13 protein-coding genes and 1 riboswitch are annotated in these 12,830 nt (G+C 73.4%); of the genes, 7 read left to right on the top strand and 6 right to left on the bottom strand.

Translation table 11 applies throughout. The features are described 5' to 3' along the window. The first annotated feature begins 2 nt into the window (after positions 1-2). The 3 genes from IE140_RS08725 to IE140_RS08715 all read left to right on the top strand — a co-directional run bounded on the left by IE140_RS08725 (position 3) and on the right by IE140_RS08715 (position 3,327). Positions 3-614 carry a TetR/AcrR family transcriptional regulator gene (locus IE140_RS08725; protein WP_006123872.1) on the top strand — a complete coding sequence of 204 codons (612 nt, stop codon included), beginning with the start codon at positions 3-5 and terminating at the stop codon, positions 612-614. Positions 615-988: 374 nt separating this feature from the next. Continuing rightward, positions 989-1,585 carry a DUF4126 domain-containing protein gene (locus tag IE140_RS08720; protein ID WP_150192945.1) on the top strand — a complete coding sequence of 199 codons (597 nt, stop codon included), beginning with the start codon at positions 989-991 and terminating at the stop codon, positions 1,583-1,585. 227 nt (positions 1,586-1,812) lie between these two features. Next, positions 1,813-3,327 (top strand): phytoene desaturase family protein, encoded by a 1,515-nt coding sequence (locus IE140_RS08715; RefSeq protein ID WP_189460240.1) that lies wholly within the window; start codon positions 1,813-1,815, stop codon positions 3,325-3,327. Between the two features lie 40 nt (positions 3,328-3,367). Here IE140_RS08715 and IE140_RS08710 read toward each other — a convergent pair whose 3' ends face one another. From IE140_RS08710 to IE140_RS08685, 6 genes are all read right to left on the bottom strand, one after another. Continuing rightward, entirely contained in the window at positions 3,368-4,288 is a 921-nt protein-coding gene (locus IE140_RS08710) for a hypothetical protein (protein WP_093445031.1), read from the bottom strand. Between the two features lie 49 nt (positions 4,289-4,337). Further along, positions 4,338-5,255 (bottom strand): methylenetetrahydrofolate reductase [NAD(P)H], encoded by a 918-nt coding sequence (gene metF, locus IE140_RS08705; protein ID WP_093445032.1) that lies wholly within the window; start codon positions 5,253-5,255, stop codon positions 4,338-4,340. Between the two features lie 136 nt (positions 5,256-5,391). Next, positions 5,392-6,051, bottom strand: coding sequence for a thiamine phosphate synthase (gene thiE, locus IE140_RS08700; protein ID WP_032761635.1), 660 nt, complete (start codon positions 6,049-6,051; stop codon positions 5,392-5,394). A gap of 105 nt (positions 6,052-6,156) precedes the next feature. Then, complete coding sequence (locus IE140_RS08695; protein ID WP_032761636.1) at positions 6,157-6,522, bottom strand: Rv2175c family DNA-binding protein; 366 nt, start codon at positions 6,520-6,522, stop codon at positions 6,157-6,159. An 82-nt stretch (positions 6,523-6,604) separates the two neighbouring features. Next, positions 6,605-7,780 carry an NAD(P)/FAD-dependent oxidoreductase gene (locus IE140_RS08690; RefSeq protein ID WP_229826738.1) on the bottom strand — a complete coding sequence of 392 codons (1,176 nt, stop codon included), beginning with the start codon at positions 7,778-7,780 and terminating at the stop codon, positions 6,605-6,607. Between the two features lie 129 nt (positions 7,781-7,909). Continuing rightward, a complete protein-coding gene (locus tag IE140_RS08685) occupies positions 7,910-8,251 on the bottom strand; it encodes an avidin-fold protein (protein ID WP_006123881.1) in 342 nt (113 codons plus the stop codon). Between the two features lie 51 nt (positions 8,252-8,302). Beyond that, positions 8,303-8,415: riboswitch (TPP riboswitch) on the top strand. On the opposite strand from IE140_RS08685, the gene thiO reads away from it, so the two are divergent. The 4 genes from thiO (at position 8,413) to pknB (ending at position 12,827) form a co-directional block, all read left to right on the top strand. After that, on the top strand, positions 8,413-9,624 hold the full coding sequence (thiO, locus tag IE140_RS08680; protein WP_093445034.1) for a glycine oxidase ThiO: 1,212 nt from the start codon (positions 8,413-8,415) through the stop codon (positions 9,622-9,624). Its footprint overlaps the riboswitch before it by 3 nt. Further along, on the top strand, positions 9,621-9,899 hold the full coding sequence (gene thiS / locus IE140_RS08675; protein WP_176741890.1) for a sulfur carrier protein ThiS: 279 nt from the start codon (positions 9,621-9,623) through the stop codon (positions 9,897-9,899). Before thiO ends, thiS begins: the two co-directional genes overlap by 4 nt. Positions 9,900-9,901: 2 nt before the next feature. Next, on the top strand, positions 9,902-10,696 hold the full coding sequence (locus IE140_RS08670; RefSeq protein WP_093445035.1) for a thiazole synthase: 795 nt from the start codon (positions 9,902-9,904) through the stop codon (positions 10,694-10,696). A gap of 196 nt (positions 10,697-10,892) precedes the next feature. Beyond that, on the top strand, positions 10,893-12,827 hold the full coding sequence (gene pknB, locus IE140_RS08665) for a Stk1 family PASTA domain-containing Ser/Thr kinase (RefSeq protein WP_150192946.1): 1,935 nt from the start codon (positions 10,893-10,895) through the stop codon (positions 12,825-12,827). Positions 12,828-12,830 lie beyond the last annotated feature (3 nt).

Here is a 12,830-nt window from a genome sequence, read left to right as displayed (position 1 = left end):
CCATGGAAAGCAGTGGCACCACGCGCCGCCAGGCCACCCGGCAGAGGCTCTACGAGGCGGCGGTGACGCTCATCGCCGAGAAGGGCTTCTCGGCGACCACGGTCGACGAGATCGCCGAGCGGGCCGGGGTCGCCAAGGGCACGGTCTATTACAACTTCAAGAGCAAGACCGAGCTGTTCGAGGAGCTGCTCCGGCACGGTGTGGGACTGCTCACCGCATCCCTGCGGGCCGCCGCCGAGGAGTCCGAGGAGCGGGGCGGCACCCGGGTCGAGGCGCTGGACGCGATGATCCGGGCCGGGCTCGCCTTCATCGACCGCTACCCGGCCTTCACCCAGCTGTACGTGGCCGAGCTCTGGCGCACCAACCGCGCCTGGCAGTCCACGCTGCTGGTGGTCCGTCAGGAGGCTGTGGCGGTCGTCGAGGGCGTCCTGCGCGACGCCGTGCGCAGCGGTGAGCTGAGCGAGGAGATCGACATCCCGCTGACGGCCGCCGCGCTGGTCGGGATGGTGCTGGTGGCGGCGCTGGACTGGCAGGCGTTCCAGCCGGAGCGCTCGATCGACGAGGTCCACTCGGCGCTGTCCCTGCTGCTGCACGGGCGGGTCAGCGGACACTGAGGCCGCACGCCCGGGAAGGCACCGGGAAGCCGCCGGGAAAGCCGAAGACGCCGGCCGATGACGTTCGCATCCCCCGCGAACATCCTCGGACCGGCGTCTTCCGTGCATCCGGAATCCCGTTCCCCGTGACCCCGTATGTCCCCCGTGGTCCCCGGGCTCCGTCGCGCACCCCCGTTGCGTCGGGGGAACCGCGCCGTTCCGCCGCCCCGTGCCGGCGGTCCCGGCGCAGCGCCCCGTCCGTGGTCATCACTCTGCCGTCCCCGCAGGTGGGGGCCTATCCGCGCTGCTACTCATCTGTGTGCCTAGGTACGCGTACTCAGAGCACCGCACCGAACCCCACCCGGCCCCCGACCGGGGTCGTTACGATCACCTGCGTGTCTGTCATCCCTCTCGTGTTCACCAGCGGCTGGGCGAGCGGGATCAACGCGTACGCGGTGGTCCTGCTGCTCGGCCTGTTCGGCGCCACCGGCGTGTCCGACGAGGTGCCCGCCGCCCTGCAGCGCACCGACGTCCTGATCGTGGCCGGGGTGCTGTTCCTCTGCGAGGCGGTCGCGGACAAGATCCCGTACGTGGACTCGGTCTGGGACGCAGCGCACACCGTGATCCGGCCGGTGGCCGGGGCGGTGATCGCCGCGCTGCTGGCCGGGGAGAGCGGTTCGCTGCCGGAGCTGGCGGCGGGTGCGATCGGCGGGTCCACGGCGCTGATGAGCCATCTGGTCAAGGCGGGCACGCGGATGGCCGTCAACACCTCTCCGGAGCCCTTCAGCAACGTCGGGATGAGCATCGCGGAGGACCTCGGGGTCGCCGGGGTCGTCACGTTCGCCATATTCAACCCGGTGGCGGCTGCCGTCATCGCGGCCGTGCTGCTGGTGCTCGGGATCGTCACCGTGGTCTTCCTCGCCTCGCGGATCCGCCGCTTCCTGCGCCGCCGGGCCCAGGGCCTGTCTGACAACTCCCGTCGTAGCCCGTAGGGCGGCCGCGCGGCGTCAGGTGCGTGCTCTCGGCGTGCCGGCTCCAGGCCCGCGTACTGGACGTACTTGGGTCTGGGGCCGGTGCGGCGAGAGTGCGTGCATGGCGTCGTGAGGCAGACGGGAGTTGTCAGACAGGCCCTGGCGGCGGGAGGAGAAACGGCTGGCCGGGACCGGTGGGCACTGGCCTCCCGGCTGAGCTGTCGGCGCCGGTCGATAAAGTCACCGGCATGGCACGAATTGCGGTGATCGGCGCCGGGACGGGCGCGATGGCGGCGGCCGCGCGGCTGGCCGTGGCGGGCGAGAAGGTGACGGTCTACGAGCGGTCCGCGAGCTACGGCGGATCGGTGGGGCGCCATGAGCACGAGGGCTTCGCCTTCGACACCGGGCCCGGGCTGCTGCACCTCCCCGCCGTCCAGCGGGACCTCTTCGTGAAGACCGGCAAGGAGTCCCTGGAGCAGTGCGTGACGCTGACCCAGGTCGATCCGGCGAGCCGCCATCTCTTCGCGGACGGCACGGCGGTGTCCCTGCCGAACGCCTCCCGGGCCGGGGTGGCCGCCGCCCTGGACGGGACGCTGGGAGCGGGTTCCGGGGCGCGCTGGAGCGACTTCATGGACCGGGCCCGGGACGCCTGGGACCGCTCGCGGCGGCCGCTGCTGGAGGAGCCGCTGCGCGCGGACCACCAGGTGCTGGGGCGCGATCCGTATCCGGCGGTGCGGCAGCGTCGGCTGCTGCGGTCGGCCCGGCAGGCGGCCACGGTCGCGGAGATCGGCGCGTGGGAGCTGGCGGACCCGAGGCTGGCCGCCCTGCTCGACGGGTACGCGCTCGCCCACGGCCTCGACCCGCGCACCGCCCCCGCGAGCGCCGCGCTCCTGCCGTACATGGAGCAGACCTTCGGCAGCTGGTACGTGCTGGGCGGGATGCGGGAGCTGGCCCGGGCGGTGTACGAGCGGTGCGTGGCCCGCCGGGTGGAGTTCGTCTTCGGGGCCGAGGTGGTCCGGGTCGTCGAGAAGGACGGCCGGGCGGCGGGCGTGGAGCTGGCGGGCGGTGAGGTGGCCGAGGCCGACCGGGTGGTGCTCGGGGGCCGGCCGCGGCCGGGGCTGGTGCCGGGTCAGCAGGTGTGGGGCGCGGGCGATGTGCCGGTCCGGGCGGGTTCGGGCGCGGGTGCGGCGGGCCGGTTCACGGTGCTGCTGTCGCTGCGCGGGGCCCGGGAGGCGGACGCTGTGCACCGGACCGTGGTGCACAGCGCGGACGGGGCGGCGGAGCAGGAGGCGGTGTTCGGGGGCCGGGTCGCCGGCCACCCCACGGTGACGGTGCTGCGGCCGGACGATCCGGCGACCCGCCCCGACGCGGAGCACGAGGCGGTGACGCTCACCGCGACGGTGGCTCCGCAGGGCCCGGTCGACTGGCGGGACGCGGCGGCGCGGCGGCGGTTCGCGGACGTCCTGGTGGAGCGGGCGGGCGCGGCCGTTCCCGGGCTGCGGGAGCGGATCCTGCACACGGAGATCCGTACGCCGGCGGAGACCGAGGCGGAGACGGGCGCCGAGGGCGGTGCGGTGCCGCCGCCCGCGCTGGCCGGGGCGGACGGCGCGTATCTGCACCCGGGCAACCGCACCCGGCTGCCGGGGCTGTATCTCGCGGGCGGCTGGGCGCATCCGGGCGGCGGCCTCGCGCACGCCGGGATGTCGGGGACGCTGGTGGCCGGGCTCGTGGTGGAGGGCGACGACTTCCGCGGCTCCCGCTGAGGAGCCCGGCCGCCGGGGCAGCGCCCCGGCGGCGGCGCGCTCAGTAGCGGTACTGCTCGTTCTGGCCGGTGTCGTAGCCGTTGCCGTACGAGGGGGGCCCGGTGGGCTGCTCCGGCTCCATCGGGGGGTACTGCTCGGCGTCGCGCTGCTGCGGGACCCAGACGCCGCCGGGCGGGGTGTCCGTGGCGTACGCCCCCGTGCCGTACGGGTCCGCGCCGTAGCTCTGCGCGTAGGGGTCGGCGTAGCTCTGCTGTCCGCCCTGGCTGTCGTATCCGTTGCCGTAGGCGTCGTAGCCGTAGGAGGGGGCCTGGTTGGTGGTGCCGATGTACGGGTCGGAGTAGGCGGCGTAGCTCTGCTCGCCGGTGCCGTAGTCGTACGTTCCGGCGTAGGGGTCCTGGGCAGGCTGCCGGCCGTAGCCGGTGTACGGGTCGTACTGCGGCTGGGCCGAGGGGTCCACGTCGTGGCCCTGGTCCTGGTGGGCGTGGCCGTTCGTGTCGTAGCCGGTGTCCCCGTACACGCCGTACTGGCCGGTGTCGTCGGGGAGCGGCTCCGTCGCGTAGAGGGACGGTGCGGGCGGGGCGGCCGGGGGACCGTCGTAGCCGGCGGGGGCGTCCGGCTCCGCGACCTCCAGGTCCGAGACCTCCAGCGTGGGTTCCTTCGTCGCCGCGCCCTCGCCGCCGCCCTTGCGCCGGCGGCTCTCCCCCGGGTTGCCGCCTATGGCCCAGCCGGTGGAGAAGCCGCGCCGGAAGGACAGCGTCACGAAGGTCTGGCCGGTGGCGAAGGCGAGCGTCCCGACGACGATGACCGGGACGGAGGCCAGCAGCACGCCGGCCACCACGCCGAGGAAGCCGCCGAAGGCGAGCAGCCGCCAGCGCAGTCGTGCCTTGTACTGCAGCAGCACCTCGCCGAGCAGCCACAGTGCCACCAGACCGAATGCGATGTAGAGGACCGTCCAGCCCACGCCCGCCCCCTCCTTCGGCCGTCACCGCTTCGGGGGCGGGTACGACCGGTCACGACTGCTTGTGCAGTCCGAGTTTTTCGTAGATTTCGAGCGTAGCCGTCGAGTTGTTGAGCGTGATGAAGTGCAGCCCGGGCACACCCTCGGACAGCAGCTTCGCGCAGAACTCCGTTGCGAACTCGATGCCAATGGAGCGTACAGCGGCGGGATCGTCCTTGGCTGCGAGGATGCGCTCTTTCAACGACGCGGGCACGGTCGCGTTGCTGAGCTGGGAGAACCTTTCCAATTGCTTCACGCTGGTGAGGGGCATGACCTCGGGGATCACCGGCGTTTCGCAACCCGCAGCGACGACGCGGTCACGCATCCGGAGATAGTCCTCCGGGCGGAAGAACATCTGGGTGATCGCGTAATCCGCGCCGGCCCGGCACTTGTCGACGAAATGACCGATGTCCGTCTCCCAGTCGGTGGACCGGGGGTGCATTTCGGGAAAAGCCGCGACGCCGACGCAGAAGTCGCCCGATTCCTTGATGAGGCGGACGAGGTCGGCGGCGTACTTCACCCCCTGCGGGTGCTCCACCCACTCGCCCATCGGGTCGCCCGGCGGGTCGCCGCGGACGGCGAGGATGTTCCTGATGCCCGCGTCGGCGTACTGCCCGACCATGTTGCGCAGCTCGGCGATCGAGTGGTTGACGGCGGTGAGGTGGGCGACGGGCGTCAGCGTGGAGTCCGCCGCGATCTCCTGGGTGGCCTTGACCGTCCCGGCACGGGTGGAACCTCCGGCGCCGTACGTCACGGAGACGAAGCTCGGCCGGACAGCCTCGACCCGGCGCAGCGCGTTCCAGAGGTTGCGCTCACCTTTCTCCGTCTTGGGCGCCCAGAACTCGAAGGAGTACGACGTCTTGCCGGTCGCCAGCATCTCACGCACGGTGCGCGCGTGATCCGTCCTGGTGGAAGCTGTTCCAAGGGCCATAAGGGGAGGTTAACCAGGGGGTGGACACTCCCCCAACCAGAGCGGGAAACTTTGTCTGGTTTTGCCGGACTGTTGTCCACTCCTCGGACACTCCCGGACAGCGGCCCGGAATGTCCGCCCGCCGTGCACCCGGAGTTCAGACCGTGTGCGCCCGGACGCGGCGGGCCAGTTCGGCGGTGGCGGCGGCCGGGTCGTCGGCCTCGGTGATGGCCCGGACGACGACGACACGGCGGGCCCCGGCGTCCAGCACCTGGTCGAGATTGCCCGCGTCGATCCCGCCGATCGCGAACCAGGGGCGCGGGCTGCCGAGCGAGGCGGCGTACCGCACGAGGCCGAGGCCGGGGGCGTGGCGGCCGGGCTTGGTGGGGGTGGGCCAGCAGGGGCCGGTGCAGAAGTAGTCCACGCCGTCCTGGGCGACGGCGGCGTCGACCTCGGCCTCGGCGTGCGTGGAGCGGCCGATCAGCCGGCCGTCACCGATGATCGCGCGGGCGGCCGGAACGGGCAGGTCGCCCTGGCCGAGGTGCAGGACGTCGGCGCCGATGGCGTGGGCCACGTCGGCGCGGTCGTTCACGGCGAGGAGCTTGCCGTGCCTGCGGCAGGCGTCGGCGAACACCGCGAGGTGGTCCAGCTCCTCCGCGGCCTCCATGCCCTTGTCGCGGAGCTGGACGATGTCGACGCCGGAGGTGAGCACCGCGTCCAGGAAGGCGGGGAGGTCACCCTGCCGCTTGCGGGCGTCCGTGCACAGGTAGAGCCGGGCGTCGGACAGCTGCTCGCGCGGCGTGGAAGGCGTGGACATCGTGGAGCTTCCCCCGTGGTCGTCACGGCGGAGCGGAGTCCCCCGTGGTCGTGACGGTGCACGGGCCGTGTCGGACGGCCCGTGCGCCGCTTCCTGTCGTATCGGTCAGACGGCGAGCGCCTGGGCGCGGCGCTTCACCTCCGTCCCGCGATTCTCGCTCAGCGCCTGCGCGGGGGTGCCGGGCAGGGTCGGGTCAGGAGTGAAGAGCCACTCCAGCATCTCTTCCTCGGAGAAGCCGTCGTCCTTCAGGAGGGTCAGGGTGCCGGAGAGGCCCTTGACCACCTTGTCGCCGTCGATGAAGGCGGCGGGCACCTGGAGCGCCCGGTTCTCACCACGGCGTACGGCGATGAGCTGGCCCTCCTTGACCAACTGCCGTACGCGCGTCACCTGGACATCGAGCATTTCCGCGATGTCGGGAAGGTGGAGCCAGGCGGGGACGAGAGCATCGGTCTTTGCGTCAATCTCGGTCACAGGGACAAGCGTGCCACCTGGGACTGACAGCCGGTAGCCGGGCCGACCGTACGGGGGGTGCCGGCGGCGGCCGACGCGGCGGTCAGAGGGCGGCGGACTTCAGCGGTACGGCGGGGTCGGCGGCCTTCTCCGGGTCGAGGACGGCCCCCGACTCGATGAGCCTGCGGCCCTGGGCGAGGTCGCGCGGGCGGCCCACGGCGAGTACGGCGACGAGCGCGCCCCCGCGCAGCCAGCACACCGACCAGGCCGCGTCCGCCGCGTCGCCGCGCCACAGCAGGGTGTCGGCGTCGGCGTGGTGGCCGGCGTACTGCACGAAGCGGCCGAACTGCTCGGACCAGAAGTACGGCACGGGGTCGTGGACCGGGAGCGGTTCGCCGCTCTCCGCCGCCAGGATCGCGGCGGCCGCGGTGCGCGGGCCCTGGAGGGCGTTGTCCCAGTGGTGGACCAGGAGGCGGGTCCCGTAGCGGGCGGAGGGGAAGGAGGCGCAGTCGCCGACCGCGTACACATCGGGCAGCGAGGTGCGCAGGGCGCTGTCGGCGGTGACCGAGCCGTCCGGGCCGAGCGCGATCCCGGAGCCCGCCAGCCAGCCGGTGGCGGGGCGCGCCCCGATGCCGACGACCACGGCCCCGGCGGGCAGGCCGCGGCCGTCCGCGAGGACCACGGCCCCCTCCTCGACGCGCTCGACCCGGGCCCCGGTGAGGAGTTCGGCGCCGCTCTCGGCGTACCAGGCGGCCATCGGGGCGGCCACCTCGGCCGGCAGGGTGCCCGCGAGCGGGCGGGCCGCGGCCTCGACGACGGTGACGGCACAGCCCGCGGCACGGGCGGCGGTGGCGAACTCGGCGCCGATCCAGCCCGCGCCGACGACGACCACGTCGTGCTGCCGGTCCAGGACGGGCCGCAGCCGGGCGGCGTCGTCGAGGGTGCGCAGCAGATGGACGCCGGGCACGCCCTCGGTGCCGGGCAGGGTCATGGGTTCGGCGCCGGTCGCGAGGATCAGGGAGTCGTAGCGGACGGGCCCGGCGGCGGTGTCCAGCGTGTGGTCGGCGGCGCGCAGGGCGGTGACGTCCAGGCCGAGGCGCAGGGTGATGTCCAGCGCCTCGAAGTCGACGTCGAAGGCGGAGTCCTCGGCCTTGCCCAGCAGCACGGCCTTGGACAGCGGCGGGCGGTCGTAGGGCTGGTGGGGCTCGGCGCCGATCAGGGTGACGGGGCCGGTGAAGCCCGCCTCGCGCAGGGCGACGGCGCTCTGCACGCCCGCCATGCCCGCGCCGACGATCACGACGTGCCGGGCGGGACTCTTCTCCGTCTGCTGCTCGCTCACCTGTCCACCTTAATCATCTGACGAAAGGTCAGGAAGATGGCTGCCGGGCACCCGCCCTCAGGGCTGCCGTCAGGAGGCCACTTCCTCCACCACGCTCGTCCCGCTGCCCTCCTGGGACTCCCACTCCCAGCGCTCCTCCAGCCGGACCCGGCCGTCGGTGAGATCGACGACGGTGGAGAGGCAGTGCCCGGAGGATGTCGTTCCGTCCTGCTTGAGCTGGACGTAGCGGAAGTCCAGCGCGTCCCCGTCCCGGGTGCCCACGAGATGGCCGCGGACCACGTCACCGCCCGCGTACTCGGCCCAGATCCGGCCGCCCTGCTCGTGGTACGTGAAGCGGGTACGGGTGCCGACCTGGCCCGGGGCCTGGTCGGCGACGGGCGCGAGGACGAGTCCGTCGAGCGAACGGGCCACGGTGGGCGCTCCCTTACTGGCCGCGAGTGAGTGGGTCTAGGCTGGCCACGGTAGAACACTCGCGGGAGCCCGGACGCACCGGGCTGAGAGGGAGACTGGACGGCCTCCGACCGTACGAACCTGATCCGGGTCATGCCGGCGAAGGGAGGGGCTGGACACTCATGCGCGTCTCGGGGAAGACCCCCGGAGCCCTGGGGGGAACGGGAACCTCAGGATCCGACGTCCTCGTCATCGGGGGCGGCATCATCGGCCTGGTCACCGCGTGGCGGGCCGCGCAGCGCGGGCTGACGGTCACCGTGGCCGATCCCGAACCGGGCGGTGGCGCCGCACAGGTCGCGGCGGGCATGCTGGCCGCCGTCACCGAACTGCACTACGGCGAGCAGATGCTGCTCGGGCTCAACCTGGCCTCCGCCGCCCGCTATCCGGCGTTCGTCGAGGAGCTGGAGGAGGTGAGCGGCCGGGACACCGGCTTCCGGAGCTGCGGCACGCTCGCCGTCGCCCTGGACTCCGACGACCGGGCGCACCTGCGCGAACTGCACGCCCTCCAGGAACGTTCGGGCCTGGAGTCGGTCTGGCTGAGCGGCCGTGAGTGCCGTCGGCTCGAACCGATGCTGGCCCCGGGCGTACGGGGCGGCCTCCGGGTCGACGGCGACCACCAGGTGGATCCGCGCCGCCTCGCCTCGGCGCTGCTGACGGCGTGCGAGCGGGCCGGGGTCGCGTTCCGCCGGACGACCGCCGAGCGGCTCACCGTGGAGAGGGGCCGGGCCACCGGGGCGCTGCTCGGCGACGGTACGGAGTTCGCGGCCGGCCAGGTCGTACTCGCCGCGGGCAGCCTCAGCGGCCGGCTCGCGGGGCTCCCGCCGGAGCTCGTGCCACCGGTCCGCCCGGTCAAGGGCCAGGTCCTCCGGCTCACCGTGCCCCCGGCGTACGCCCCCTTCCTCAGCCGCACCGTGCGCGCCGTGGTCCGGGGCGGCCACCTGTACCTGGTACCGCGCGAGAACGGCGAGCTGGTCGTCGGCGCCACCAGCGAGGAAATGGGCTGGGACACCACGGTCACCGCGGGCGGGGTGTACGAGCTGCTGCGCGACGCCCATGAGCTGGTGCCGGGCATCACCGAACTGCCGCTCACCGAGACCCGGGCCGGTCTGCGTCCCGCGTCGCCCGACAACGCCCCGCTGCTCGGCCCGACCGCCCTGCCCGGTCTCCTCCTCGCCACCGGCCACCACCGCAACGGCGTCCTGCTGACGCCCGTCACCGGGGACGCGATGGCCGACGTCCTGACCACCGGCGAGCTGCCCGAGGAGGCCCGGCCCTTCGCCCCCGGCCGCTTCGAACCCGCCGCCGCCCCCGTACTCCAGGAGCAGCCCGTATGACCCAGCAGCCCACCGCACCGGAAGCCGACGCCGCACCGCGAGCAGCCGGCCCGGAATCCGCCGCGACCGCCACCGTTTCCGTCTCGGTGAACGGGGAAGCCCGCGCCGTTCCCGCCGGGACCGATCTGGGTGCCCTGGTCGGCACCCTCACCCGGGCCCGGTCCGGAGTCGCCGCAGCAGTCAACGAGAGCGTCGTCCCGCGTGGCCAGTGGGCCGCCACGACGCTCGGCGACGGCGACCGCGTCGAGGTCCTCACCGCCGTACAGGGAGGCTGACCATGTCGGACGACGTCTTCACACTGGGGCCCGCCGCCTTCGGATCCCGGCTGATCATGGGCACCGGCGGAGCGCCGAGCCTGGAGGTGCTGGAGCGCTCGCTGATCGCGTCGGGCACCGAGCTGACCACGGTCGCGATGCGCCGGCTCGACCCGACCGTGCAGGGTTCGGTGCTCTCGGTGCTGGAGCGGCTCTCCATCCAGGTCCTGCCGAACACCGCGGGCTGCTTCACCGCGGGCGAGGCGGTGCTGACCGCCCGGCTGGCCCGGGAGGCGCTCGGCACGGACTGGGTGAAGCTGGAGGTGGTGGCCGACGAGCGGACCCTGCTGCCCGACCCGGTCGAGCTGCTGGACGCGGCGGAGATCCTGGTCGACGACGGGTTCGTGGTGCTGCCGTACACCAACGACGACCCGGTGCTCGCACGGAAGCTGGAGGACGTGGGGTGCGCGGCGATCATGCCGTTGGGCTCCCCCATCGGCTCCGGGCTCGGCATCCGCAACCCGCACAACTTCGAGCTGATCGTGGAGCGGGCCGGGGTGCCGGTGATCCTCGACGCGGGGGCCGGGACCGCCTCGGACGCGGCGCAGGCGATGGAGCTGGGGTGCGCCGCTGTGATGCTCGCCTCGGCGGTGACGCGGGCCCAGGAGCCGGAGCTGATGGCGGGGGCGATGCGTCACGCGGTGGAGGCGGGGCGACTGGCCCGCCGTGCCGGCCGGATTCCGCGCCGGCACTTCGCGGAGGCGTCGTCGCCGGTGGACGGGCGGGCGGCGCTGGATCCGGAGCGGCCCGCGTTCTGAGCGCCGGGTACGTGATCGGGGGCGCTGCCCCCGGACCGCGCTCCTCAATCGCCGGAGGGGCTTGAATTGTCCCCGCACGGGCCGCCCACCGGGGGCGTAGCCAAGGGACCTGTCCCTGTCACGGATCGGCTGCAGAACTGCTCCGGGAGTGCCCCGGGCCGTTCGGGGTGTCGGTGGCGGCTCGTAGACTCTCGGGGTGGACACGACCCTCCAGGACCCGCTCGTCGGGCAGCTGCTCGACGGCCGGTATCGCATCGAGGCGCGCATCGCCGTCGGCGGGATGGCCACGGTCTACCGGGCCGTGGACACCCGCCTGGACCGGGTGCTCGCCCTCAAGGTGATGCACCCGGCGCTCGCCACCGACGTCTCGTTCGTCGAGCGCTTCATCCGGGAGGCCAAGTCGGTGGCCCGACTGGCGCACCCCAACGTCGTCGCGGTCTTCGACCAGGGCGCCGAGGGCGCGTACGTCTATCTCGCGATGGAGTACGTGGCGGGCTGCACCCTGCGCGACGTGCTGCGCGAGCGCGGGGCCCTTCAGCCCCGGGCCGCGCTGGACATCCTGGAGCCGGTCCTCGCCGCGCTCGGCGCCGCGCACCGGGCCGGGTTCGTGCACCGCGACATGAAGCCGGAGAACGTCCTGATAGGGGACGACGGCCGGGTGAAGGTCGCCGACTTCGGCCTGGTCAGGGCGGTCGGTACGGCCACCGACACCACCGGCTCGCTGCTGGGCACGGTGTCGTATCTGGCGCCCGAGCAGATCGAGCACGGCACCGCCGACACCCGCAGCGATGTGTACGCCTGCGGGGTCGTGCTGTACGAGATGCTGACCGGCGCCAAGCCGCACACCGGCGAGAACGCCGCCCAGGTCATCTACCAGCACCTCAACTCCGACGTTCCGGCCCCGTCCGCCGTCGTGCCGGGGCTTCCGGTCGCGCTGGACTCCCTGGTGGCGAGCGCGACCGCCCGCAATCCCGAGGTGCGCCCGCACGACGCGGTGCTGCTGCTGGCCGAGACCCGTGAGGCCCGCGCCGGGCTGACCGACGCCGAGCTGGACGCCGTACCGCCGCAGGCGCTGTCGGACTCCCACGACGGCGCGGACGACCGTACGAGCGTGATCCCCCGGGCCCTTCCGCAGGACGGCGGCGGGGACGGCGTGCACCGCACCAGCCGCCTGGCCATGCCGCCCGCGGGGCCCGCCGCTCCGGCCCGGCGAACGGCCGGCCGGCGCGGTCCGTTCGGCGGGCCGCACCGCAGGCTGATCATCGCGCTCGCCGCCGTCCTGCTGACCCTGGGGATCGGCACGGGCGTCTGGTACATCAACTCCGGCCAGTTCACCCAGGTCCCCTCGCTGCTCGGGCAGACCCAGCAGACCGCCGAGAAGCGGCTCGCGGACGCGGGGCTCGGGCTGAAGGGCGTGGACCGGGTCTTCAGCGACACGGTCGAACGGGGCGAGGTCGTCAGCAGCAAGCCCGACTCCGGCGACCGGATCCGGGGGAACGGCTCGGTGACGCTCGTCGTCTCGCGGGGCCCGGAGATCGTGCGGGTGCCCGATGTGGTGGGCGCCTCCCTCGCGGACGCCCGGCGCTCACTGAAGAAGGTGGGCCTGGTCCCGGGGATGGTGACCAGGGAGTTCAGCGAGGACGTGGAACGGGGCGAGGTGATCCGCACGGATCCCCGCGCCGGCACCGACCGCAATCCGGACACGGCCGTGGCGCTCGTCGTCAGCAAGGGCGCCCCGATCGACGTCCCGGACGTCACCGGGCTCTCCGCCGACGAGGCCACCGCCGAGCTGGAGGCCGAGGGGCTGAAGGCCGAGGTGCTGCCCGGCCGGGTCCACTCCCCCGAGGCCGCGGGCGATGTGGCCGAGCAGTCCCCCGGCGAGGGGACCGAGGCCGCCGAGGGCGACACGATCCAGCTGACCGTCTCCAAGGGCCCCCGGATGCTCGACGTCCCCGACGTCACCGGCCGGGACGTCGACGAGGCGCGGACCACCCTGGAGGAGGCGGGCTTCGAGGTGAAGGTCGACCGGCCGTTCCTCTCCTTCAGCGACACGATCGCGAGCCAGTCCGTCGGCGGCGGCGAACAGGCCCCCGAGGGCTCCACGATCACCATCAAGACCAAGGGGCTCTAGAAC

The sequence above is a fragment of the Streptomyces parvus genome, from assembly GCF_014648875.1.
Taxonomy (GTDB): Bacteria; Actinomycetota; Actinomycetes; order Streptomycetales; family Streptomycetaceae; genus Streptomyces; species Streptomyces parvus.
This window is presented reverse-complemented; position numbering and strand designations above follow the sequence as displayed.